General features: G+C 65.5%; 23 protein-coding genes and 1 tRNA gene. 14 read left to right on the top strand and 10 right to left on the bottom strand.

Annotated features, from left to right (window positions below; genetic code table 11):
- The first annotated feature begins 295 nt into the window (after positions 1–295).
- Positions 296–384 (top strand) — tRNA-Leu (locus tag ACCQ08_RS17320).
- A gap of 444 nt (positions 385–828) precedes the next feature.
- On the opposite strand, the gene ACCQ08_RS17315 is transcribed toward ACCQ08_RS17320, so the two are convergent.
- Both ACCQ08_RS17315 and ACCQ08_RS17310 read right to left on the bottom strand, forming a co-directional pair.
- The gene (locus ACCQ08_RS17315; RefSeq protein WP_373450505.1) at positions 829–1167 is read right to left on the bottom strand and encodes a hypothetical protein; all 339 of its coding nucleotides are present in this window, start codon (positions 1165–1167) and stop codon (positions 829–831) included.
- Between the two features lie 125 nt (positions 1168–1292).
- The gene (locus tag ACCQ08_RS17310; protein WP_373450504.1) at positions 1293–2393 is read right to left on the bottom strand and encodes a helix-turn-helix domain-containing protein; all 1101 of its coding nucleotides are present in this window, start codon (positions 2391–2393) and stop codon (positions 1293–1295) included.
- A gap of 646 nt (positions 2394–3039) precedes the next feature.
- Here ACCQ08_RS17310 and ACCQ08_RS17305 point away from each other — a divergent pair.
- From ACCQ08_RS17305 to ACCQ08_RS17245, 13 genes are all read left to right on the top strand, one after another.
- A complete protein-coding gene (locus ACCQ08_RS17305; protein ID WP_373450503.1) occupies positions 3040–3357 on the top strand; it encodes a pilus assembly protein in 318 nt (105 codons plus the stop codon).
- A 332-nt stretch (positions 3358–3689) separates the two neighbouring features.
- Positions 3690–5489, top strand: coding sequence for a hypothetical protein (locus ACCQ08_RS17300; RefSeq protein ID WP_373450502.1), 1800 nt, complete (start codon positions 3690–3692; stop codon positions 5487–5489).
- The gene (locus tag ACCQ08_RS17295) at positions 5486–6562 is read left to right on the top strand and encodes a hypothetical protein (protein WP_373450501.1); all 1077 of its coding nucleotides are present in this window, start codon (positions 5486–5488) and stop codon (positions 6560–6562) included. Before ACCQ08_RS17300 ends, ACCQ08_RS17295 begins: the two co-directional genes overlap by 4 nt.
- Positions 6563–6594: 32 nt before the next feature.
- Entirely contained in the window at positions 6595–7341 is a 747-nt protein-coding gene (locus ACCQ08_RS17290; RefSeq protein WP_373450500.1) for a hypothetical protein, read from the top strand.
- Positions 7342–7352: 11 nt separating this feature from the next.
- The gene (locus ACCQ08_RS17285; RefSeq protein ID WP_312413310.1) at positions 7353–7562 is read left to right on the top strand and encodes a hypothetical protein; all 210 of its coding nucleotides are present in this window, start codon (positions 7353–7355) and stop codon (positions 7560–7562) included.
- Positions 7556–8572, top strand: coding sequence for a Flp pilus assembly protein CpaB (gene cpaB, locus ACCQ08_RS17280; RefSeq protein ID WP_373450499.1), 1017 nt, complete (start codon positions 7556–7558; stop codon positions 8570–8572). The genes ACCQ08_RS17285 and cpaB overlap by 7 nt, the downstream gene beginning before the upstream one ends.
- 87 nt (positions 8573–8659) lie before the next feature.
- Entirely contained in the window at positions 8660–10330 is a 1671-nt protein-coding gene (locus ACCQ08_RS17275) for a type II and III secretion system protein family protein (protein WP_373450498.1), read from the top strand.
- A 30-nt stretch (positions 10331–10360) separates the two neighbouring features.
- Positions 10361–12028 carry an ATPase, T2SS/T4P/T4SS family gene (locus ACCQ08_RS17270; protein ID WP_239809098.1) on the top strand — a complete coding sequence of 556 codons (1668 nt, stop codon included), beginning with the start codon at positions 10361–10363 and terminating at the stop codon, positions 12026–12028.
- Positions 12025–12882, top strand: a complete 858-nt coding sequence (locus ACCQ08_RS17265; protein ID WP_373450497.1) for a type II secretion system F family protein — start codon at positions 12025–12027, stop codon at positions 12880–12882. The genes ACCQ08_RS17270 and ACCQ08_RS17265 overlap by 4 nt, the downstream gene beginning before the upstream one ends.
- A 3-nt stretch (positions 12883–12885) precedes the next feature.
- Positions 12886–13773: a type II secretion system F family protein gene (locus ACCQ08_RS17260; RefSeq protein WP_239809096.1), complete on the top strand. Its 888-nt coding sequence runs from the start codon at positions 12886–12888 to the stop codon at positions 13771–13773.
- Between the two features lie 11 nt (positions 13774–13784).
- Positions 13785–14093, top strand: coding sequence for a DUF192 domain-containing protein (locus ACCQ08_RS17255; RefSeq protein ID WP_373450496.1), 309 nt, complete (start codon positions 13785–13787; stop codon positions 14091–14093).
- A gap of 11 nt (positions 14094–14104) precedes the next feature.
- Positions 14105–15280: a TadE/TadG family type IV pilus assembly protein gene (locus ACCQ08_RS17250; RefSeq protein WP_373450495.1), complete on the top strand. Its 1176-nt coding sequence runs from the start codon at positions 14105–14107 to the stop codon at positions 15278–15280.
- Entirely contained in the window at positions 15249–15710 is a 462-nt protein-coding gene (locus ACCQ08_RS17245; protein ID WP_373450494.1) for a hypothetical protein, read from the top strand. The genes ACCQ08_RS17250 and ACCQ08_RS17245 overlap by 32 nt, the downstream gene beginning before the upstream one ends.
- 11 nt (positions 15711–15721) lie before the next feature.
- Here ACCQ08_RS17245 and ACCQ08_RS17240 read toward each other — a convergent pair whose 3' ends face one another.
- The 8 genes from ACCQ08_RS17240 to ACCQ08_RS17205 are packed head-to-tail and all read right to left on the bottom strand — an operon-like array spanning position 15722 to position 24403.
- Positions 15722–16159, bottom strand: coding sequence for a hypothetical protein (locus tag ACCQ08_RS17240; RefSeq protein WP_312413330.1), 438 nt, complete (start codon positions 16157–16159; stop codon positions 15722–15724).
- A gap of 42 nt (positions 16160–16201) precedes the next feature.
- Positions 16202–17365, bottom strand: a complete 1164-nt coding sequence (locus ACCQ08_RS17235; RefSeq protein WP_373450493.1) for an NADH:flavin oxidoreductase/NADH oxidase — start codon at positions 17363–17365, stop codon at positions 16202–16204.
- A gap of 11 nt (positions 17366–17376) precedes the next feature.
- A complete protein-coding gene (locus ACCQ08_RS17230; protein WP_373450492.1) occupies positions 17377–18609 on the bottom strand; it encodes an ABC transporter substrate-binding protein in 1233 nt (410 codons plus the stop codon).
- Positions 18610–18623: 14 nt separating this feature from the next.
- Positions 18624–19649: a Bug family tripartite tricarboxylate transporter substrate binding protein gene (locus ACCQ08_RS17225; RefSeq protein WP_373450491.1), complete on the bottom strand. Its 1026-nt coding sequence runs from the start codon at positions 19647–19649 to the stop codon at positions 18624–18626.
- A gap of 58 nt (positions 19650–19707) precedes the next feature.
- Positions 19708–20445 carry an SDR family oxidoreductase gene (locus ACCQ08_RS17220; RefSeq protein WP_369461030.1) on the bottom strand — a complete coding sequence of 246 codons (738 nt, stop codon included), beginning with the start codon at positions 20443–20445 and terminating at the stop codon, positions 19708–19710.
- Positions 20442–21617 (bottom strand): acyl-CoA dehydrogenase family protein, encoded by a 1176-nt coding sequence (locus tag ACCQ08_RS17215; protein ID WP_373450490.1) that lies wholly within the window; start codon positions 21615–21617, stop codon positions 20442–20444. Before ACCQ08_RS17215 ends, ACCQ08_RS17220 begins: the two co-directional genes overlap by 4 nt.
- Complete coding sequence (locus ACCQ08_RS17210; RefSeq protein WP_373450489.1) at positions 21614–23311, bottom strand: AMP-binding protein; 1698 nt, start codon at positions 23309–23311, stop codon at positions 21614–21616. Before ACCQ08_RS17210 ends, ACCQ08_RS17215 begins: the two co-directional genes overlap by 4 nt.
- Positions 23312–23320: 9 nt before the next feature.
- Entirely contained in the window at positions 23321–24403 is a 1083-nt protein-coding gene (locus ACCQ08_RS17205; protein WP_373450488.1) for a cyclase family protein, read from the bottom strand.
- Positions 24404–24438: the final 35 nt, after the last annotated feature.

The following is a 24438-nucleotide window of genomic DNA, read 5'->3' as shown; positions in this document are numbered from 1 at the left end:
AGCGATACCTTGCCAAGGTATAGGTCGACGGTTCGAACCCGTTTTCCCGCTCCAACACATTGCGAAAAGAGCCTTTGGGCTCTTTTTTGCTTTTCGGCGTCTGCGTTCTGCACGCTAGCGCATGTTGCTGCCGCTGCACAGACCGGCACAAAGCCTGTCTTCGTTTACCCCTGGCGCATTCGCTGTCATGGCACTGCGCGCATCTGCAGATGCTGTGGCTACCGTGTCCACACGGGGTTCCCGGGCTGTCTTCGTCCAACAGCGCAGCGGGAGCGGCTAGAATGGCAGGCTGCGTGCCCCGATGGTGAAATTGGTAGACACCCGGGACTTAAAATCCCGTGCCGCGAAAGTGGCGTGCCGGTTCGATCCCGGCTCGGGGCACCACCCGGATGATGCGTTGCTGGCGTTGGCGCGATGCTGCGGCAGACACGCCGGTGCCTAGCGATGCGTGCACCCCACGATCGTCCGCACGGTCTTGCGGACCACCGCCTAAGCTGCGGCAGGCTGGCGGTCATCCGCTAGCTTCCAAGAGCACTCTTTCTCTCTCCATCTCCACCTTCGTCTCCGCAGCGTCCCCGCCGGCGCACGTCCTGCAGGTCCTCCATCGCTGGTAGTGACAGGTGCCAGCCCACTGCGCGGGCGTCTTGATGACGGTGCGAGCGCTCGCAGGCCTGACGCGCACCGGCATGCCATTCCACCACGGCGGTCGCACCGCAGACGGACCAGCGGCGCAGGGGGGGGGCGTGCGTTATGCCAGGCACGCGCATCCGCGCAGACCTCCGCGCTGGAATGTTCAGCCCCTTGCGCTGGGCCGCCATCTGCGGCCCTTCAGTCGCGCAAATAGCTCTTCTTGCCACTGTCGGACAGGCAATAGCGTCCGCCGCGTGGACCCGTGCAATAGCGGTTGGCGCGGCAGGCGCAGTCCGTGCGGGAGGGTGTGGCATCGGAGACCAGCGGACGCAGGGTTGGCGTGGCTGCGTCAGCGGCCGTGCAGACGCGCTTGGAGCCGCTGATGGAGCCGTCGCGGCAGACAAAGCGCGTTCCCGCACAGTGCGCGATGCCGCCTTTGCTGCCGCTGCAGGGGTAGTTGGCCGCTTCGGTCCCGCTGGCCAGCACGCAGAGGAGCAGAACCAGAAGCGCGCGGACGGTCGTCAGCATCGTTGCCATCTGCGTTGGTCTCTTTGGAGTGCGCCATTCATCTGCATCTGCCCCTGGGTAGTGTGTGAATGCTACATCATTTTGTTACATTCCCCGGTCGCGTGGCTTAGACGCCTCCGGCATGCCCTTGGGGTTCAATGGTCGCCCGTGTCCGGCTTTTCCGCGCATGGCCGCGGCTGCGGGCTTGCGGTGGTGCCGTTCTCCTCCAGCGGCTGCAGTGCTCCCATCCAGCGAAAGGGGCGGTGATGGGCGCCTTGTTGGCGTGCCAATGCGTCGACAGACTGCAGCCACTGCGCACATTCCCGGCTGGGCGTGTTCGCGCTGCGCTGGGTGCCCAGCCGGCTCAGAAAGCGGCCCAGCTCCCGGTGCCAGGCGGCGTAGTCGCCACAGCCATGCGTGCACCAGTGCGGGCGCGTGCCCAGCCAGGCCTTGATGCTGGGGTGCTGGCTCAGCGCGCTGGTGTCGAGGATGCAATGCACATCCAGATGAGGCGGCAGCATGGCTTCGACTTCACGCAGGAAGACCAGAAACTCCTGGTGCCGGAGACGGGGCTTGCACTGCGCTGGCGGGCTTGTGCAGGGGCTGCTGAGTGCCTTGCACAGCGCCGTTGAGAGCGAATGCGGCCAACTGCCATGGTCGGCGAGGGCGTGGGATGGGCTCGCCTTGCGGGGAGCGGCGGGCAGGCTCAGCGGGCTCTTGGTGTCCAGGCAGATCACCAGGGCTCTGTCGCTGCCGCTCAGGTACAGCGCGGCGGGGGCCTGCAACTGCTCCAGCAGCAGCGGATCGCTGAAGAGCGCAAAGTGGGGACGGGACCTGGTTTTACCCAGCAGCTGCAGATAACGGGCCACGCTGCTCTTGGACATGCCCGTGCGCGCTGCCAGCGCGCGCACGCTGTCGGGTGCGGCGTCGCCAGAGCCTGTTTCGGCTGTGGTGATGGCAGCGATGGTTTGCAGCTGCCGGTCATCGATCGTGCGGGGCTTGCCCGGGCGCATGTTGTCATACAGGCCCACGACGCGGTGGCTGGCAAAGCGGCGCCGCCACTTGCCCACCGTCGCCTGCGTCAGTCCCATGCCCTGGGCGATCGTGGTGTTGCTGTCGCCTTCCACGCTGCGCAGGATGATCCGGGCGCGGGCCGCCAGATGCGCGGGCTGGCCTGCCTGGGTGGCCATGGTTTCGAGCTGTTCACGTTCCCGTTCAGTCAGTGTGATGCCTGACTTCGGTCTGCCTTTTTCCATGCTTGTTTCTCCGTGTCCGGGGATCTTCTGCGCTGTACGTTCCGAAGGCGTGGCGTGCGGGTCGGCTCATGGTGTAAGGCGTCTTCGCGCGTCAGCGGCCTGCAGCCGACGAGACATTCCACCTGAGCACTCGCGCCGGCCCATGTTCAGACCGCGACAGCGGAGGAGGCAGCAGATCCCTTGCTATGTGTTGGGGCAGCGATTAATGCTGCTTATTTATTGGACAGATGAAATAATTACTCGCTAATTATGGCAAGTTATTCTGGGACGGTATCGAATATCGATTGCATATATATGTTGTGTAATTATGGGACGTTCCCTCGGGTTAGGGGCTTGGGTCATGATTTCTATGGAATTATTGTGTTGACTGGCGTTGGTTGCAAAGGATTGTTCAATAACCTGTGGATGTCATCAATATGACAGTTGAAAAATTTCATCTGGCAACAAATTAATTTTGACAAATAAGCTCATTCAGTCTATTTAGGCAAAGAAACACTTTGTTAACATTTTAATAAAAATGGCATGTACATCGCGAAAACAGATAGATACCATTGCGCCGTTCAGTAATTGCGCTGCGCGGTCGCATGGCATGGTTTCTGAAATGACTGCATTTTCGTCCGAATGATCCATGAATGAGGAGCTCGCCTTGAATATCACAAATCACACCCCATCCGCTGTCGCAAGACTTTCCATGCCGGTGACCAAGCGCAAATCGCGCGGCCAGGGCATGACGGAATACATCATTATCTTGGGCTTGATTGCGATTGCCGCGATTGCTGCCTTCAGCTTTTTCGGCCAGACGGTGCGCAGCCAGGTTGCGGGTATGGCCAAGGAAGTGGGTGGTGAATCGGGCAAGGAAGGCATTACTGCGGCACAGGCAGCATCGGGCAAGGCGCTGACCAATGCCCAGAAGAACATGAATATGTCGACCTATACCGAGGGCGGTAACGACGGCGCCAAATAACAGCCGCTGTCGCAACCCGGTTGCGCTGCTGCGAAGTTGCAGGCGCTTGGCCCCAGCGTAAGAAGGTACTGCCTGCGGTGGGCGTCTGGTATTCAGTGCAAACCCTTGGGTGGGCTGGGTTGGGATAATGGCTTTACGCTATCAACGGGAGGGAGGGCCTCCGGAATCCAACGAATTACATAATAGTAGCCATCATGCATAAACCATCTTCGTATCGATTCGGGGATCGCGTACAAAAAGGGCAGGTGATTGTCTATTTGTTGGCCATGGTTCCGGTGGTCTGTCTCGGCATATTCCTGGTCTATAACACGGCCATTGTGACGCGAGACAAAATGAAGCTGCAAAACAATGCCGATGCGATGACGTATAGCGCTTCAACGGTATTTGCGCGGCAATTGAATTTTCTGGCCTATACCAATCGGGCCATGGCCGCGAATGAAGCGGGCGTCGCGATGCTGGCGAGCTTTCAAACGTCGGTGGGCATGGTGGTCAGCACGGCGGCCAATATCCAGGTGGCGCGGGTGGAGATCGAAGGGCAGAAGGGCGTGTGGAACCTGGCACAGGCAGCAGCCGCTGCTGCGCGCTATGACTTCATCAGCGCCATCAATTACCTGGTCAAGTGGGGCGGCAATGTGCAGGCGGCCGCCAAGTACCAGCGCCAGGCCAACAACATCGCCAAGGCCATCGAGCCGTCGGCCCGGCCATTCCAGATCATGGTGGACGCGCTGCGGGTGCTCAACACCGCCATCTCTCTGGCCCAGGCGGCGACAACCGGCGCCAGCATTCCCGAGGCGATCGTCGTCGCCAAGGATGTGCTCAGCGACAACGACGACAAGGCCTATTTGCCGGTCGCGGCCAATGCACCGTTGATTGCCAGCTCGTCGCTGGAGTTTCTCAACTTCATCAAGCTCTACAGCACCACGTCGGACCGCCGCAACGACGAGGACGATTTTTTTGATGCGATGCGTTTTGCCCATGCGGCCCAGGCGACACGCGATGACTTCAGCAAGGACCGGCGCATTTTCCCGGGCCTGATCGGTCAGGGCATCAGCGGCATGCAAAACGAGGGCTCCAGTTTTGACCTCTCCAGCGGCCCGATTGCCACGGCCATGCAGGAGCTGCTCAAAGGCACGGTGTCGTGGAAGGGCGGCACCGAGCTGGTCGCCACCCGGGGCTCGGACCTCGCCGACGAGCGGGGCCGCATCCGCTGGCAATCAGCCGATTCGGTGAATATCTTCGGCGCCGGGGTGCTGCTGGGCGAGCGCTTTGTCGGCGATTTCGGGCTGGGCGCATCCGCTGCCACGGGTGGCTCCGGCTATGCAGACAAGGGCTGGTCCGGCCACCGTCTGGCCTTGCGCTCCTACGACAAGAACTTCAAGCCGCGCAATGCCGATCCCGAGTACCAAAGCGATGAGAAGCGCAACTACGGCAAGCTGACCGCAGACGGCCTGTCCGACAGCGCCATCTATGCGGCGGGGCGCGACCGGGATGGCAACAATTTGCTGGTGCCTTATGCGGTGCTGCAGTTCAACTCGGCCTACAAGTACAAGCCGCGCACCGACATTGGGCTGGCCACCAGGAATTTCTCGCTGCCCCGCTACTGGGATGTGCGCCAGCTGCGCACGCTCAAGGGCCGGGACCAGGACAAATGGTATGGCGACCTGTCGATGACCAGCATCAACCCCCGCAAGTGGGGCAGCCTGACCGACAAGGGGCCCACGATCTCGGTGATGGTGGCGCGCCGGGGCAGCGATATGCGCACTGGCGAACAAGCCGGCTTTGGCTATGCCAAGGACGACTACAGCATCGGCCTGCGGGACCGCATGCTGGGTGGCGACGTAAGCGCGCTGTCTTCGGCCCAGCTGTATTTCAAGCGGCCGCAGGACCGCTGGCAGCGCCGCGACATGACCAAGGACCAGTACAAGTCGCTGCAGATCGCCGGCCGCACGATCAAGGTCGGCTTCACCGGCGGCTATATCGAGCACAAGAACCTGTTCTCCCCGTACTGGCAGGTCCACCATGTTGAGCCCTCCATCTGGGCGCGTGGCGTGGCCGTGGCCGGCTCCGCCCTGGGCGGGTCGGATGGCCTGTTTGGCGGCGGCGAGCCCGACAACCAGGATGCCGCGCAATGAGGCTCCAGACTCCTCCGATGAAGGCGCTGCAGCGCCGTGCCCGGCACCGCGCGCAGCAGGGCAGCGCGCTGGTCGAGGTCACGTTGATCAGCGGTTTTGCGGCACTGCTGATGGCGGCCGTACCATTGATTGCCGACTACGGCCAGGCGCGCATGCAGGTCACGGCGGCGGCCAAGCTCAATGCCTGGCAGCGCGCGGTCTGGTTTCCAGCGGCGACGGAAACCGAGGTTATGTCGGCCGACCAGTACAAGGGCGCCAGCGGCGCCATCCGCAAGTCCGATGCCGAGCTGAGCAACGACCTGCGCCGCCATGTGTTCCGCGATCCCACGCAGGACACCAACACGGCTGTGCATGGCGAGGCGGTGTCCGAGTTCACGTCGGGCCAGGCCCGCATGCCCGACTTCAACGAGTCGCTCAGCGCCAAGACCACCGCTGCACCGCTGCCCTCGGTCGCCGCCTTCATGGATACCATCTTCTCCAAGGTCGGTGAGGTGCAGAACCTGGCCAAGGGCGAGTCGATCGCCAAGTTCCGCTTTGTCACCCAGGGCTATATGCGCACCGAGGTGGCACTGGAGCGGGGTGCCGGTTTTGCCGCTGCGCGCTTCCCAACCGAATTTGGCAAGGTGGAGTCGGCCTTGCACAAGAACGACACGCCGCTGCCGCTCAAGTTGCAGATCAAGGACCATGTGACCATGCTGTCCGAGCCCTGGAGCGCCGGCGGCACGAACCGCGAGGAATCCAAGATCCAGGGGCTGGTGCCGATGAAGCTGCTGGACCGCCCGGAGTACCAGGATTTCCGCGCGCCGCTGGGGCAACTGGGCAGCACGCTCAAGTGGCTCTGGCCCACCTTTGACCACAATAAGCTCACGATGGGCCTGACGCCTGGCGATGCGCAGGAGAAGTCGGTACCGCTCGACCGCTATGAGTGGCTGCAGAAGGTGCCTGCCAATGAGCACTACAACGACAACCCGGGCGAGCACGAGTGCGGACCGCTGGAGAAGCCCGACGGCAAGGACTGCTTCCGCTTCTACCGCGCGTTCCCGCCGCCGCCGGTCGTCAACACCTTGCCATGACGATGATGCTGTTGCACAGGCCCAGGCGTGGCGTGCGTGCTGTCCGCCGGCCAGCAGGGCTGTGGTTGCCGCTGGCCTGGCTGCTGCTGGCCGCGCTGGCCGCCGCCGTGCCGCTGGCAACCCGCGCCGCACCCGGCAGCGCCATTGCCTGGCCGGTCATCCTGTTTCCAGACAAGCATCTGTCGCCGTACTGGGTGGCCGAGCTGATCGTGCAGAACAAGATACCGATGCAGATCCAGGCCTTCGATATCGACGGCGACACCCGCCAGGCCCGGCGCTTCTACCAGGAATGGCTGGGGGGCAAGTCCGATTTCTCGGAAACCACGCTCGAAGGCATTCCGATCCTCGGCGCGCGCGATGGCCATTTCCGCATCACGGTCGAGTTCCGGCCGCTGCCCAGCGGCAAGCAGCAGGTGCGCATCTCGTCGGCCTGGCTGCATGGCGCGGTGCCGCAACTGGTCAGCGAGCAGCTGCAGCGCCGCAGCTACCTGGCCGTGCCGATGGGCACCGATGAGTTCTCCGACACCTTTTCGTTCGATGCTGACCGGGTCAACCGCACCACCGTCTGGGGCAATACCTTGAGCGTCGAGGCCAATGAGCTCTACATCCGCGAACAGGCGCTGGTGGCCGGCTGGACCGTGCTCAGCCGCAAGACCATCCAAGGCGGCACGCGCGCCCAGGTGGTGCTGCGGCGCGGCGGCCAGGAGGCGGTGATCGCTCTGGCCCACAACGGCGTGGGTTGCTCCATCGTCATCAGCAACACCTTGCCCCAGGCCTAGCCGTTTCCCGCATGCCGACACCGAACCTCCCCCTCCCTGTTATCCGCACCCGCCGGCAGTCGGGGCAGATCATGACCGAGTACGTGATCGTTGCGGGGGTGCTGGCGGCGGTGTTCTTCGCGCCCATGCCGGGGGCCGACAAGTCTTTGTTTCAGCTGCTGATCGATGCCTTCCGCGCAGCCTGGGCTTCCTATTCCTACACGATCTCTTTGCCATGGTGACCCCAAACTCTCCTAAACCGAACCGTTTCTCCCGGCTGGCCAATGGTTCGCGCCGCGCCGCTCCGCTGATCGCCGCCATCACACTCGGGGTCATCGCAGCCGGCCTGGGCTGGTACTACCTGAAGACCTCCGAGCGCGAGATCCAGGCCAACCTGGAATCGGAAGCCGAACGCCTGCGCACCGATGTGGTGGTGCCGGTCCAGAACATTCCCGCCGGCACCGCGCTGCTGCCCGAGATGGTGGCCAAGCGCAGCGTGCCTTCGGCCTATGTGCATGCCGATGTGCTGACGCCGGACATGATCGACGCCTTTCTGGGCCGTCAGCTGTCGGTGGACATCAGCGCCGGCAAGCCGCTGCTGGCCAACTTTTTTGTGACGCCGCGCAAGCTGTTCTCCGAGGAGCTCGAAGCTGGCGTGCGTGCGGTGACCATTCCGGTCGACGAGGTCAGCACGATATCGGGCATGCTGCGCGCGGGCGACCATATCGACTTCCTGTTCATCGCCGACAAGGATGGCGGCACCCAGGCCGAGGACGCCATCGTTGCGCCGCTATTGCAGGACGTGGTCGTGCGTGCCACCGGCCAGATCACCTCCGAGCAGTTCTCCGAGCTGCGCAAGCGCCCCGACATCGCCAACACCGTCGATCCCTACCGCCAGCGCAGCTACACCACGGTGACCGTGGGCCTGCCGCCGGTGGACGCGCAGCGCCTGATCCTCGCGCAAAAGCTGGGCAAGATCGTCGCGGCACTGCGCAATGCCGATGACCGCCAGAAGCTCGACACCGGCACCAACGCCCAGCAGCTGGCCAGTTACATCGACAGCTTCCGCCCCCAGCGCCCCCCGGTTCGGACCGTGCCCAACCGCACACCGGCGGTGGTCGAGTACATCGTCGGCGGCAGCGGGGTCAAGACCCAGATGCAGACGCCGCTGGCGGCCTTGCTGGGCGCTGCGGCCGTTCCTGGCGCCAGCGCGCCGGCGCCCCAGGCGCCCGCCGTGGCCGGCTCCTACTGATCCCCGCTGCGTGCTGATCTATTCCCTGGCCTTGCTGTGCCGTTCGCTCCCTAGAGTTGGTAGACCATGAATTCCTTGATGATCCGTATGTCCCGTCCCCGTCCGGTCCTTCAGAACTGGGGTGCGACGGCTTGCACCGCGCTCGCGCTGGCCCTGCCTACGGCGCCGTTGTTGGCCGCACAGGCCTCGGGCGGCACCCCGCAGCCGGCAGCCACCGGCGCGCTGGGGGATTTGCTGCGCGCTGCGCAAAGTGCCTCGCTGCAGGCGGAAGCCGAGCAGCGCGGCCAAGGGGGCGAGGGGGGCGATTTCGCCCGCGATACCGAAGGCCAGATGGCGCCTCTCACATCGCCTGGCTTTCGCACCTTGCCCACGGTCAGCGTCAACACCCAGGCTGCCGCAGATGCAACCAGCATCGGTGGCGTGCAGCCTCTGGTGATCAGGCACCTGCCGGCATCGCTGTCGCTCTATGTGGGGCAGATGACCCTGATAGAGCTGCGCGACGTCGTGCGCGTGGCCGTCGGCAATGGCAAGATCATGGAAGCGCGTGTCGTGGACCAGAAGAGCCTGCTGTTGACGGCGCTGGACGCCGGCGAAAGCACGGTCCATATCTGGCGCAAGGACGGCCAGGTCAGCAGCCTCAAGGCGCGCGTCAATGTGGTCGACCTGGACCGCATCGAAGGCGAAATCTCGATGCTGACCGCCGGCATCAGCGGGGTGAGCGTCTCCCGTGTCGGCGAAAAGATCATCCTCGACGGCGCCAACCTTGACCCCGCTGCGGTATCGCGGCTGCGGGAGATTGCGCGCATGTACGGACCGGCCGTCGTGTCCTTCGCCACCTCGGAGCGCCTGCGTGTGGACCGCATGATCGAGATGGATGTGCGCATTGTGGAGTTCTCGCGCTCGGCGCTGGACGACCTGGGCATGAAGTGGGATACGACCGGTGGTGGTTTCAACTTTGGCCTGTTCTCCGATATCGCCTCCAACGGCGGCTACCGCATCCTGCCGGAGAACTCGCCCTTCCTGAACTTGGACAGCGGCTACGGCCAGGGCTTTCTGGACCAGCGCCGGCGCAAGGCGCGCTACTACTTTGGCCTGAGCACGGCGCTGACCTCGGCGATCAACCTGCAGGTGCAGCGCGGCAATGCGATGCTGCTGGCCTCGCCCAAGCTCACCACCCGCAGCGGCGGCGAGGCGCGCTTCCTCTCGGGCGGTGAAATCCCGTTGCCCGCGATGAGCGCGCTGGGTACCGGCTCGGTCAACTACAAGCCCTATGGCCTGCGCCTGCATGTCAAGCCGATGGCCGATGGCGCAGGCAATATCTCCGGCTCGATCCTGGCCGAGGTCAGCAACATCGACCAGTCGGTCTCGGTCGATGGCATCCCGGGGCTGCTGACGCGCCGCACCGAGAGCGAGTTCAATGTCGATGACGGTGACACCATCATCCTCTCGGGCCTGCTGAGCCGCCAGTCCTCGCGCGCCACCGATGGCCTGCCGGGCCTGCGCCATGTGCCGGTGCTGGGCTGGGCCTTCAAGAACAACAACGACAGCGACACCCAGATCGAGACCGTGGTGTTCATCACCCCGCGTGTGGTCACCGCGCGCGATTCGCGCCCCCGCCTGGAGCGCAGCCAGCAGATGGAGGAGCAGATCTCCAACGGCTTTACCGACCTGACCGAAGACCTCTACCGCAACTCCAGGAAGGCAGAGCCGCCGATGCCCGAGCGGGGTCTGGACCCCGACAGCTATTCGCACAACTGACGGCTGCGGCCGCTGATCCCGGAGAAGACCGTGCATAAGTTACTAGTCCATTCGCCCCGCCAGAAGGCGCAGGAGTTCGAACTCGGCGCCGAGACCTTCACCATCGGCAAATCCGCAGACCGCTCCCTGCACCTGACGGGCTGGAACGTGGCCCGCGACCATGCGGTGGTGATGCTGCATGACGGCGAGGTCTTCATCGAAGACCGGGGCAGCCTGTTTGGCACCTGGGTCAACAACGAGCGCGTGACCCGCTATGGCCCCTGCCGAGGGGGGGAGGAGGTGGTCGTCGGCGGGCACTCCATCATCGTGCTGCTCGATGAGAAGCTCGCGGGACCCCGCGAAGAATCCCAGGCACCGGACCCGGGCGCACCGCCTGCGCTGGAGCACCCGCGTCCCGCGCGCAGCCAGCCGCGCCAGGAAGACCCGCTGCTGCAGTGGCGCCGCCTGCTGCACCGCCAGCTGCTCGAGCAGCTGGAAGCGCGCCGCATCGACACCATCAAGATGAAGGACGACGAGCTGCGCTCCAACGTGCGCGCGCTGATTGCCGAGATCATCCGCGACACGCCCAACCTGCCCGAGACCATTGACCGCACCGAGCTGAGCCAGCAGCTGCTGGACGAGGCGATTGGCCTGGGCCCGCTGGAGGTGCTGCTGCAGGACGACTCGGTGACCGAGGTGATGGTCAACCGCTTTGACGAGATCTGGATCGAGCGGCGCGGCCGCCTCGAGCGCACCGATGTGTCCTTCACCAGCGACCTGGCGGTCAACGGTGCGATCGAGCGCATCGTGACGCCGCTGGGCCGGCGGATCGACGAGAGTTCGCCGATGGTCGATGCGCGCCTCAAAGACGGCTCGCGCGTGAACGCCATCATTCCGCCGCTGGCGATTCGCGGCCCCAGCATCACCATCCGCAAGTTTCCGAAGAAGCGCATGGGTGCCGAGGGCATGGTGCAGTACCAGTCGATCTCGCAGGCCATGGTCGACTTTCTGCAGCTGGCGGTGGAGAACAAGCTCAACATCGTGGTCTCGGGCGGCACCGGCACCGGCAAGACCACGTTGCTGAACATGATGTCCAACTTCATCCCCAACGACGAACGCATCTTGACGGTGGAGGATGCGGCCGAGCTCTCGCTGAACCAGCCCAACCTGGTGTCGCTGGAGGCACGCCCGGCCAACGTCGAAGGCAAGGGCGCCGTGTCGATCCGGGACCTGGTCAAGAACTCGCTGCGGATGCGCCCGGACCGCATCGTCGTCGGCGAGTGCCGCAGCGGCGAGGCGCTGGACATGCTGCAGGCCATGAACACCGGCCACGACGGCTCGCTCACCACCTTGCATGCGAACTCGCCGCGCGATGCCGCAGCCCGCATGGAAGTGCTGGTGACGATGGCGGGCATGAACATTCCCGTCACCGCCATCCGCGAGCAGATCGCATCGGCGATCCACCTGATGGTGCAGCTCACCCGCTTTCCCTGCGGCAGCCGCAAGGTGACCCAGATCACCGAGGTGCTGCACTGCACCGATGGCGTGATCCAGATGCAGGACATCTTTGTGTTCCGCAAGACCGGGCTGGATGCTGAGTTCCGCACCCAGGGCCGGTTCGAGGCCACCGGGGTGATCCCGGACTTTGTCTCCAGGCTGGTGGAGCACGGAGTACCGGTGAACATGGAGGAGTTGTTCTTCCAGGGAGAGCCGGTATGAAGAACTGGCAGTTCCTCGGCTTTCTGCTGGCCGCCGCCGGCTTTGTGGTGCTCTCGGGCTGGCTGGTCTACAGCCGCCTGGGCGAGTGGCGCAACCGGTCCAACGTCTACCTGCGCGGCCGCGGCCTCCGGATCCTGGGCATCTCGGAGTTCCATGCGCAAAAGGCGCTGACCCTGGCCACCGGCCATGTGGCCATGGTGGTGGTGGCCGGCATCCTTACCTACCTGGTGGCACGCAACTGGGTGCTGGTGGTGGTGGTCTGCGGCGCCGTGTACTTTCTGCCGGCGCGCTACTTTGCCTGGCAGCGCAAGAAGCGGCGCGAACGCATCGAGGCCGAGCTGCCCGATGCCTTGCTCTTCATTGCCAGCGCATTGCGCGCCGGCAGTGCGCTGTCGGTGGCGCTGCAGATTCTGGTGCGTGACCAGAAAGGCCCTCTGGGCGATGAGTTTGCGATTGTGCTCAAGGAGCAGCGCATTGGCCTGTCTTTTGACGACGCGGTGCAGAACATGGCGCGGCGCATCCAGATTCCGGACTTCATGCTCGTGGTGGTGGCCTTGCGGGTGGCTAAGGAAGTGGGGGGCAACCTGTCCGAGCCGCTGCAGCTGCTGGCCGAGACCCTGCGCAAGAAAGCCATGCTGGAAGGGCGCATCAAGGCGCTGACGGCGCAAGGCCGCATCCAGGGCCTGGTGATGACCATGTTCCCCGTGGTGCTGGGCGGCATTCTGTACCTGATGCAGCCGACCATGCACCTGCTGTTTGTCACCCCCATCGGCTGGGGGGTACTGGCCGTGATGATCGTGATGCTCACCCTGGGCTATATGTCCATCAAGAAAATTGTCGCCATCGACATCTGAGCCATGAAAAACGCCATTCTGCTCGCCGCCATCTTTCTGTCCGCTGTGATGGCGGCCATCATCCTGCTGTACTTCGTGGCCATCGTGCGCAAGGCCCGGCCGTCGGTGCGCGAGCACATGGACCCGCTTCCATGGGGCATCCGGCTCATCTGGCCGGCGGTCAACGTGCTGCAGTTCCATGTCTCGGAGATCGCGCCCACCTCCAGCCTGCTGCGCTGGAAGCGCAAGCTGCAGCTGGCCGGTTTGGAGTATGTGCTCAAGGCCGAGGAGATCATCGCCGTGCGCGTGATCGCGATGACGGCGGTGGCGCTGGCCTTCACCGGCGCGGCGATGGCACTGAAGATCGATGGGCAGTGGGTGCGCCTGGCCTGCCTGGCAGGCCTGCTGTTGGGCTGGATGCTGCCGGCCATCTGGGTCAATGACCGCAAGAAGCGCCGCGACAAGGAAGTGCTGCGCACCTTGCCCGGCTACCTCGATCTGATCACCTTGTGCTGCCAGGCCGGTCTGGGCTTGACAGCGGCGATCTCGCAGGCGGTGCAGAAGGGACCCAGCGGCGCCATGCACGAAGAGCTCGAGCGCCTGCTGCGCGAAATGCGCACGGGCATGAGCCGTACCGAGGCCTTCAACGCGATGGCCGAGCGCATGGACAACAAGCATGTGCGCGGCCTGGTCTCCAACCTGACGCAGGCCGAATCGCTGGGTGCCAGCGTGACCGACACCCTGGTCGCCATCTCCGAGCAGCGCCGTACCGAGCGCTTCCAGCACGCCGAGAAACTGGCGATGGAAGCGCCCGTGAAGATGCTCGGTCCGCTGGTGATCTTTATCTTTCCGGTCACCTTCATGGTGATCTTTTTTCCACTCGCGGTGCAGATGTACCAGACCTTGAAATGAAGGTGCCCGGCATGCCAGCACTCAAAGCACAGGTGGCCGAGCGCTTTTCCGAACGCGCCTTTGGCCTGATCTTTCGTCCGCCGCCCGGCAGTGGCGAGGCGCTGGTGTTCGAGCGCTGCGCGGCCGTGCATACCTGCTTCATGCGCTACGCGATCGATGTGGTGTTTGTCGATGCGCAGCAGCAGGTGCTGCGCATCAGCACCGGCCTGGCGCCCTGGCGCATGGCCTGGTGCCGGGGCGCGCAAGGTGTGCTGGAGCTGCGCAGCGGCGAGGCTGCGCGCCTGGGGCTGGCACCGGGCCAGCGGCTGCAACTGTGTTGAAAGGGGTTGACATGCGCATGACGCTCAAGCCTGCAAGCCGCGCCCGGCAGCGCGGCGTGTCGATGACGGAGACCTTGATCGCGCTGCCGGTGGTGCTGGTGTTCACGCTGTCGCTGGTCCAGCTTGCGCTGATCTACCGCGCCAGGCTGACCTTGCAGTACGCCGCCAACGAGGCTGCGCGTGTGGGCTCGCTCAACAATGCGCTGCCGCTGCCCTATGACCTGCGCATTCCGCTGGCCAAGAAGGGCATGCTGGCCGATGTGAGCCTGGGCAACGTCAAGTCCGCACTGACCAAGGGCAGCGTCTGGCAGGGTTTTGTGCGCGGCATGATGCCGCTGTATGTGTCGGACGCCAGTGTCTCGGGCCTGCTCAAGGGCTGGGTCAACACCAACACCGATTTGATCCAGGGCAGCTGCATCGAGTATGTCAACCCGACGCAGAACACTTTTCTGGACTGGGCGATGGTGGAGAACTATGGCGAATCGCGGGGCATCGTTCGCATCCCCAACGACAGCCTGCGCTACCGCAAGCCGCTGCCCTATGAGCGCGATGCGCGTACCGGCGCGACCGACACCTACAACGGCGACACCCCGAATCTGGAAGATGCGCGGCTGCGCGGTGCGGTCTCCAACAAGACCTTGGGCGAGACCAATATCCTGCACCTGCGGGTGCACTACGGCTACAAGCTCAGCGTGCCGATTGCCGGGCCCATCATCATCAAGGCGATGCAGGGCTACCGCTATGTCTCCAGGCACATCGGCTCGGTGCTGACAACCGGCGACGACGTGCCCGGTGCCGATGCCACCGGTGTCTCGGCCATCGATGCGTTCTTTCTGTCGAACGACCGCTTTCCGCTGACGCAGGAGGCCTCGGTCGGCATGCAGTCGTCCCTGTACTGGCATCCCTTCTATTCCTTTGGCCCGGCGCGCGATACCTCGGACCTCAATGCCAGCTTCAAGTGGGATGTGGCCGATGGCAACAGCGGACTGGGCGACTATGCGACCCTGGTGCCCGACCTGGTCGGCAATATCCGCAACGGGGCGCAGTGGGTAACCGCGCACGTGGGCAATGCAGCGCTTGATGGCCTCCAGGACGTGGTCGGCCTGCGCAATGCCTTCTGCCCTGCAATCTGGACCAATCCGATGGGGGTGGAGAATGTTCCCAATCCATTCGATGCGGCACGTTGACGGGGCACTGACGGCAGCGGCCGTGCTGCTGCTGTCTGCCGCGCTGGGCGCTTCGCCAGCCGGTGCGCAGACGGTGTGCAAGGATGAGGGCGTTGAATACATCCTTGGCGGTGCCGCCGCCGCCGGACCCGGTTGCAAGGCCGCAGTTGCAACGCCCGCACGCCGCACGCTGCGCACGGTCGCATCCGCACCTGCCCCAACCCACACCCGGTCGCCAAGCCCGCGCCTGCCTGAGCGCGCAGATTTCGGCCAGGACGAGCGCCGCCTGATCCTGGAGACCGAGCTGAAAAAGGCCCAGCAGGTGCTGCAGGGCTTCTCTCAGGCCCTGGGAGGAGCGGCCGCCAGCGCTGCACTGGCCGACCAGACCCGCGCGCTGGCCGATGTGCGCGCGTTGACCGCCGAGCTGGCGCGCCTGCCACCGGCCCGCTGATCGCTTAGCGTCTATTCGGGGTTCTCCAGCGACTGCACCAGCTCGGCCGCATGCGCGTAGCCCGAGGCCCTGGCCCGTTTTGCCCAGTACAGCGCGCTGGCGCTGTCCTGTTCATAAATGCCGATCTGGGCCAGGTTGTACTGCGCCGGCGCATGGCCCAGGTCGGCCGCCAGGATCAGCCAGTCGCGCGCCTGGGCATCATCGTTCTCTACCGAGCGCAGATGCTGGTAGACGTTGAAGGCCGCACGTTTGTCGCCCCCCTGGGCCAGGCGCTTTTGGCGCAGCAGCTCAGTCTCTGACATGCGGGCGATGCCCGCGCTGTTGGCGCCAGGCTCGTAGCGGATGCCGGTCGGCGGTGCCGGCAACGGCGAATAGGGGATTTGCTTGCAGCCGGCGCTGGCCAGCAGTGCAAGCATTGCCAGGGAAAGGACGATGGAGGACAGGCGCATCGCCGCATTGTGGCATTGCCCGGCCCGGTGCCGTCAACGCCTTCAGCGCACAAAGGTGGACGGTTGCAGATCCGGTGTGGTGGCCTTGCGCCGCTCCAGCCAGAAAGCTTCGTTCCTGGTCAGCATCTGGAAGTCCTGCGCATCCTGCAGCTTTTGCGCCGCATCCATCGGCCAATTGGGGTTGTAGATCAGCTCGCGCGCCAGTGCCACCAGGTCCGCGTCGCCGCTGCGCAAGATGGCCTCGGCCTGTTGCGCATGCACGATCAGGCCCACAGCCATCGTGCGGGCGCCGGTGGCGGCCTTGATGGCCGACGCCAGTTCCACCTGGTAGCCATAGGTGGCCAGCGCGCCGCCGCGCAATGGCGAGCCGGCAATGCCGCCCGACGAGCAGTCGATCGCATCCACCCCCAGCGGCAGCAGGCGCTTGACCAGCGCGATGCTGTCTTCCAAGGTCCAGCCGTCCGGCGCCCCGTCGGTGCAGGACAGCCGCACCAGCAGCGGCAGGCCCGCTGGCCACACGGCGCGCACCGCTTCGACGACGCTGAGCAGCAGCCGGCAGCGGTTGTCAAAGCTGCCACCCCAGGCATCGCCGCGCTGGTTGGCCAGCGGTGACAAAAAGCTGTGCAGCAGATAGCCATGGCCGGCATGCAGCTCCAGCACCTGGTAGCCCGCGCGCGCGGCGCGGCCGGCGGCCGCGGCAAAGGCCTCCACCACCTGCTGGATGTGCTGCAGCGACATGGGCAGCGGCGTCTCCAGTCCCTTGCCCGCCGGGATCGCACTGGGGCCCATCGGCGTCCAGGCATCCCAGTCGGCGATATCGGGCTGGCAGGGCAGGGGGCCACGGCCCTGGGCCGGTGTCAGCTGCCGGGCCTTGCGGCCGGCATGCATCAGCTGGATGCCGGGCGTGGTGCCGCAGTCGCGCATCAGCTGCACGATGCGCTGCAAGGGCGCGACCATGTCGTCCTGCCACAGGCCGATATCGCCCAAGGTGCCGGCGCCACGCCGCTCCACGCCGGTGCCTTCCTGGAGCACCAGGCCGCTACCGCCTGCGGCCAGGCGGCCCAGGTGCATCAGATGCCAATCCTGCACCCGGCCATGGCGGCCCTGGTACTGCCACATCGGGGCGGCCACGATGCGGTTCTTGAGCACGACATCGCGCAGCTGCAGCGGGCTGAAAAGCTGGTTCTGGGTTTCGCGGTGGGCCATGGTGCGGCGGCCTACTTCTTGACCAGCGGGCAGGCCGACTCGGACAGCGGCAGGAAGGCCTTGTCGGCCGGCACCGTGCTGATGACCTTGTAGTAGTCCCAAGGCGCCTTGGACTCCTGCGGTGACTTGACCTGGAACAGGTACATGTCGTGCACCATCATGCCGTCTTCGCGCAGGCGCCCGTTCCTGGTGAACACATCGTTGATCGGCATCTCGCGCATCTTGGCCATCACCGCCTTGGCATCGGTGCTGCCCGCGGCCTCCACCGCCTTCAGGTAGTGCTTGACGGAGGAGTAGGCGCCCATCTGGCTCATATTGGGCATCGCATTGACCTTGGCAAAGTACTTCTTCGAGAATGCGCGCGTCTCGTCATTCATGTCCCAGTAAAAGGCCTCGGACAGCAGCATGCCCTGCGCGGTGCGCAGGCCTACCGAATGCACATCGTTGATGTACATCAGCAGCGACGCGAGCTTTTGCCTGCTCTCGGGGGTGATGCCGAATTCGCGCGCAGCCTTGATCGAGTTGACCAGGTCATTGCCAAAGTTGGCCAGGCCGATCACATCGGCCTTGCTGGCCTGGGCCTGCACCACGGCGGACGAGAAATCCGAGCCATTGAGCGGGTGCCGTGTCTCGCCGATCACCTTGCCGCCGACCGTGCTGATCGCCTGGGTGGTGGCCTTGACGATGTCATAGCCGCCGGAGTAGTCGGCGGTCAGAAAATACCACTGCTTGCCGAACTTCTCGGCTGCAGCCTTGCCCACGGCATTGGCCAGCGAATAGGAGTTGTAGGCCCAGTGGGCCACGGTCGGGCCGCACATGTCGCCAGTGATGCGGTCGCTGGCCGGGCCGCTCATCACCAGCACCTTGCCTTTTTCCTTGGCGATGTTCAGCACCGCCAGCGCGGCGGCCGAGCCGCCCACGTCCTGGATCGCGTCCACGCCGTTGTCGTACCATTCGCGCGCCTTGGCCGCTGCCGAGTCGGCCTTGCTCTGGTGGTCAAAGGTCAGCAGCTCGACCTTGCGGCCCAGCACCTGTCCTCCGGCCTCGTCCAGCGCCATCTGGGCAGCGGTGATGCTGCCCTTGCCGGTGATGGCCGAGTAGACGCCCGACTGGTCGACGATCAGGCCGATGCGCACCGGCGGGCCCGATTGCGCCATGGCGCCCAGCGGCAGACACAGCAGTGCTGCGGCCAGGCCCAGCGGTAGGAGGGGGGCGCGCAGCGCGCGGATGTGAGAGATAGCCATGTCTTGTCTCCTGTTCAGCTTTTTGTCAGTACCTGGGATTCGCGGATCATCTGTTGCCAGCGCAGGCGTTCGGCCTGCAGGAATTTCTCGTAGGCGTCCGGGCCCTGGGCGGTGACGGAGACCCCTTGTTTTTCGAGCAGGTTCTTCAGCTCGGGCGCCTGCAGCTGGGCCACGGTGACCTTGCCCAGGCGGTCCACCACCTCGGCGCCGGTCTTGCGTGGCACAAAAAAGCCGTTCCAGATCGGCGCGGCAAAACCGGGGTAGCCCAGCTCGGCCACGGTGGCGATCTCGGGCCAGGAGGCCATGCGCTGCGCGCTCAACGTGGCCAGCACGCGCAGCTTGCCCGACTGCACCTGCGGCCGAATGAAGAGCGCCGTCATCATGCCCATGTCCACCCGCTGCTGCAGCAGGTCCGGCAGCGCGGGAGCCTCGCCCTTGTAGGGCGCATGGATCATCTGCGCGCCGCTGAGCTTGCCCAGGTACTCCATGGCCACATGCAGCGGGCCCAGCGGCCCGGTGGACATGTAGCGCAGCTTGTCCGGTGTCTTCTTCGCATCGGCCAGCAGCTCGCCCAAGGTCTGGTAGGGGCTGTCCTGCGCCACCACCAGCACATAGTCCACATTGCAGATCGAGGCGACGGCGGCAAAGTCGCGCTGGGGCCGGTAGCCCAGGTCGGGCATCGTGTGCTCGAGCACGATATTGGTGCCCACGCCGCCCATCAGCACGTTGTAGCCATCGGGCTCGGCATGGGCCACCTGGGTGGCACCGATGGCGCCGGCCGCGCCGACCTTGTTGTCGACGACCACCGGCTGGCCCAGGCCCGGCTCCAGCGCCTTGGCCAGCAAGCGGCCCAGCACATCGGTGGCGCCCCCTGCCGCAAACGGCACGACCAGCCGCACCGGGCGCGACGGGTAGGGGCTCTGCGCCCAGGCCGGGTGGCTGGCCAGCAGGCTGGCTGCACCCCAGGCTGCGTTGCGCAGCAACCACCGTCGTCGGTCCTGGTTGGCAGGTGATTGGGCTGGGGGAAGTTGGTCGTTCATGGCATTGTCTCCGTTCCTTTTTGTGGTGTTGCCGTGTCCAGAGGCCCCTCTGAGATCGCTATATCCGGGTGGCGCTGATCGTCAGTCCTCCATCGATATGCAAGGTCTGGCCGGTGATGTAGCCGGCCAGCGGATGCAGCAGAAAGTCGATCGCATGGGCGATCTCCACCGGCTCGGACACCCGCTGCAGCGGCACGGCAGCGAGCAGCGCCTCGGTCTGCGGCGCGCCGGGCGGGCTGGCGGTCTTGAACAGTTCGGTGGCCACGGGCCCCGGGGCAATCACATTGACCGTTATCTGGTCCGTGGCCAGCTCCAGCGCCCAGGTGCGGCTCATGCCGATGACGGCGGCCTTGGTGGCGCTGTAGGCGGTGCGGTTGGGCTTGCCCAGCGCGGCGCGCGACGAGATATTGACGACCCGGCCAGCACGCGCCTGGCGCATGCCTGGCAGCAGCGCCTGCATGCACACCAGGCAGGCGTTCACGTTCAGCGCCATCGCCTCGTTCATGTCGGCCACGCTGGTGTGTGCCAGGTCGGTGGTGTGGGCCAGCGCGGCGTTGTTGACCAGGCCGTAGAAGGGGGCCTGCGCGGCCAGCTGCTCGACCTGCTGGCGCGTGCCATCCAGGTCCATCAGATCGCAGGCGATGAACTGCTCATCGGAGCGGGCGTCGGCAGGGATGCTGCGGGCTAGTCCAATGGTCTGGTAGCCCTTGTCGGCCAGGTAGCGCATCGTGGCGCGGCCAATGCCCCGGCTGGCGCCGGTGACCAGAACGCGGGGTTTGCGGGAGCTGTCTGTCATGCCATGCCTTTCAATATCTGCCGACCGATGATGGTCTTTTGCACTTCGGTGGCGCCTTCGTAGATGCGCATCGGGCGGACTTCGCGGTAGAGGCGCTCGACCACGCTGCCGCAGGTGATGCCCATACCGCCCCAGAGCTGCACGGCCGCATCGACCACCTGGAACGCCGCCTCGGTGCCCTGCATCTTGGCCATCGCCGCCTCGGTGCTGATGCGGCGCTGGCGCACATCGCGGCACCAGGCGGCCTTGTGCACCAGCAGGCGCGCGGCCTCCAACTGCGTGGCCATGTCGGCCAGCTTGTGCTGCACGGTCTGCATCTCGGCCATCGCCTGGCCATAGAGCTGGCGCTGGCTGACCCGTGCCAGGGTTTCATCGAGCGCACGCTGGCCCATGCCCAGCGCGGCGGCGCCGACCGAGCTGCGGAAGATATCGAGTACGCCCATCGCCACCTTGAAGCCTTCGCCGGGCTGGCCCAGCAGGCGGTTGGCGGGCACCCGGCACTGCGCGAAATGGATCTCCGCGAGCGGATGGGGCGCGATGATGTCGATGGTGCGGTGGATGCGCAGGCCCGGGGTGTCGGCATCGACGAGCAGGGCCGACAGTCCGCTGGCACCCTTGGCCTCTTCGGTGCGCGCAATGACGACGTAGAAGTCCGCGATGCCGCCGTTGGAGATATAGGACTTGGCGCCATCGAGCAGATAGTGGTCACCTTGCAGCACGGCACGGGTCTTGGTGGCCGCCACGTCCGATCCGCCATCGGGCTCGGTCAGCGCAAAGGCTGCGACTTTTTCGCCCTGGCTGCAGGCCTGCACATAGGGCTGAACCAGCCGTGCATCCCCTTTCTGCCAGAGCGCGGCGCTGCCGATGCCCTGCATGCTGAAGACAAAATCGGCCAGCGGCGCGTAGTAGCCCAGGCATTCGCGCACCAGGCAGATGGCGCGCAGGTCCACCGCCGCTGGCATGCCGTCGGCCATCGCCGGCGCGGCGTATTCCAGCAGGCCATGCTGGGCGAGGCTTTGCAGCCAGTGGCGGCATTCGGCCTGCAGGTCCTGCGGCGTTTCATCGGCCAGGCGCGCGCGGTTGTCGCTCATCCAGCGGTTGAGCCGGGCGATGACCTCTTCATGCTGCGCGTCAAAAAAGGGCGTGTCGGCCAGGGTCCATGGCTGCTTCATGCGGTGGCCTCCTGGGCGAGCAGGCGCTGGGCCAGGTCGCGCAGCTCATTGCGTTTGACCTTCTTGCCGTTGGGCCCCATCGTGTAGGGAAAGGTGTCGACCCGGAAGATGCGGATGGGTACCTTGTAGCGGGCAATCTGCTGCTGCAGCTGGGCCTTGAGCGCCTCTTCGTCCCAACGGCTGCTGGCGCTGCCGCTGGGCTCCAGCACAAAGGCCACCGGGCGCGAGCTGCCCGAGGCATTCACGGCCACCACCTGGCAGGCGCTGGCGCCGCTGAGCGCTATCACCGACTCCTCGATCTCGGCGGGGTTGACCAGAAAGCCGCCGATGCGCAGCACATCGCCCAGGCGCGAGATATGGGTAAAGCCGCCGTCGCCATTGAGGTAGCCCAGATCGCCGGAGCGCATATAGCCGTCATCGGTGAAGGCCTGCTGCGTGGCCTGTGCATCGTGCAGGTACTGTTGCATCAACGTGGGGCTGTAGAACTCCAGCTCGCCAGGCTCCTGTGCGCCGGCGAGGGCGCCGGTCTCCAGGTTGCGCACGCGCACCCGCGCCTGCGGGCAGACCGGAAAGCCGCCCGATTGCGCGCGCCGGGGCAGGGGCGCGGCCGGGTCCTGGTGGGCAAACAGCGCAAAGGTCTCGCTCATGCCAAAGCAGCCGACCATCGGGATGCCGAACTGCTGCGCAAGGGCTGGCAGCGCATCGAGCCCGGGCACAAAGTTGGCATGGCCAAAAAAGCGCAGCGCCTGCGGCTGCCAGCCTGCGGGCAGATCGGCAATGAGCTTGTCGACCATGTCATTGGTGCCAAACATGTGGGTGATGGGCTCGCTGTGCAGGCAGGCCGCAGCGCGTGCGGTATCAAACACCTCATGCAGCACCAGGCAGGCGCCTGCGGCCAGGGTGGCCATTGCGGCGGTGTAGCCAAAGGCGCCGCACAGTGGCAAGGCCAGCAGGCTGCGGCAGCTGGTGTCGATGCCAAAGCCGGGCGCCACATCCTGCGCATGCTGGGCCACGCTGGACTGGCGGTGCACGATGAGCTTGGGCTGGCTGGTGGTGCCCGACGAGGACAGGATGATGCAGGTCCGATCGCCTTGCCACGCTGTGGGGTGCCCGGGTGCGGCGCGCGCTGCCATCAGCGCCTGCCAGGGCTGGATCTGCAGCGCCGTGCCAGCCCCCGCCAGCGGGACCGCTGGTATATCGGCAGGGCCCAGGCTGGCATCGATCAGGCACTGCAGGCTACCGCCTTGCTGCGCCAGGATTTGCGCCAGGCTGTTGCCCGGCAGCAGGCTGCCCGAGCTGGCGGCAGCGCCATTCATGACCGCCAGCGCATTGGCGGTGGCGCGGTCAAAGGCCAGTGCCTTGCAACCCGAGCGGTCGATAAAGCTGCTGATTTCCTTGACGCCGAGCTTGAGGTTGAGGCTCAAGGTGGTGATGCCCAGCTCGGCGCAGGCCAGGTGCAGCAGCAGCCAGTGGGGGGTATTGGGCAGCCACAGGCCCAGCACATCGCCGGCCGCGAGGCCTTGCTGGCGCAGGCCCTGGGCACATTGCTGCACCTGGCTGCGCAGCTGCGCATAGCTGTGGGTCAGGGCGCCAAACTGCAGCGCGGGCGCGTCGCCCGCGCCCAGTGCCAACAGGCTGCGCACATCGTTGGCCCGCGCGCTGCTGGGCGCGCTGGCCATGGGTTGGGATGTCATAGGCGGCCTTCAGACGGTGGCGACCGGAGTCACGGGTGAGCCCACGGCACCGGGCAGGCGCAGTGCCGGTGCGGTGAGCATGAAGCGGTAGCGGCCATGGGCCTGCAGCCACTGCGCCAGTGGGTGCAGGTACCAGAGTTCGCCAAACGGCATGCCGAGCTTGAACAGGCACAGCTCGTGCAGCGGCAGAAAGGCGCAGCTGCCATCCACCGGCCGGCCGGGCACCGATTCGATGCCGTAGTTGTCGGCCACCAATGTGGTGATGTGGCTGTCGATGATCCACTGCTGCAGCTCGGGGTCGCGCCCATCGAGCACCGCGCCAACGGTCTCGGGCATGTCCGGCTTGGGGGGGCCATCACAGGCGAGCAGCAGTTCGCTGAAGCCGGTGTAGAGCGCCACGATGTCGCCCTGGGTCACCTCGATGCCGTCGGCCTGCAGCACCTCCTTGAGCATCTTGCCCGACACCAGGGTGTGGCCGTCGCCAAAGTGGCGGCGCAGGTTGACCAGCACGCCCCGGCCCTGGATCGCCTGCTCGGCCAGGCGCTCCACGCCCAGCGCCTTGGCGCGGGACTGGCCGCCCATGTCCGGCAGGTCGTCGGGTGCGAGGATGTCGATGCCGGCCTGGAAGCCGTTGTAGTAGACCAGCTCGTCCACGCCATCGCCATTGATGTCGAAATGGCTGCCCACATGCGACAGCGCATCCCATTGCGTTGAGTACTGCAGGTAGATCTCGGCATAGTCGTCGCTGACCACGTCGGTGTAGAGCGGGTTCGCGCGCGACAGCGCAAAGTTCAGGCCCGGGCCCAGCGGCCGGCGCGAGGGCTTGATGATCGGCGGGTGGCGGCGCGGGTTGAGCGCATTGCCGCCGGGCTTGTCCAACGGCAGGCTCAGGCAGAAGCGCTCGCCGGTCTGTATCTCCCGCGCCGCTTCCTTCACCTTGTCCGCCGTCAGGTAGTTCAGGCGGCCGAGCTGGTCGTCGGGGCCAAAATCGCCCCAGTTCGATTGCGCGGGGCGCTGGGTCCAGCGGGGCGAGCCAGCGCTGCCGACAACAGGGGCGGGGTGCGGGGCATGTACAGGGCGGTAGGCGTGCATAGGGTTTTCCAGATAACGGGGGAGACAGGCGCCGG

This window comes from Comamonas sp. SY3 (assembly GCF_041730275.1).
GTDB classification, from domain to species: domain Bacteria; phylum Pseudomonadota; class Gammaproteobacteria; order Burkholderiales; family Burkholderiaceae_C; genus Comamonas; species Comamonas sediminis.
The sequence above is the reverse complement of the archived record's forward strand: the minus strand, read 5'-3'. Positions and strand labels throughout refer to the sequence as shown.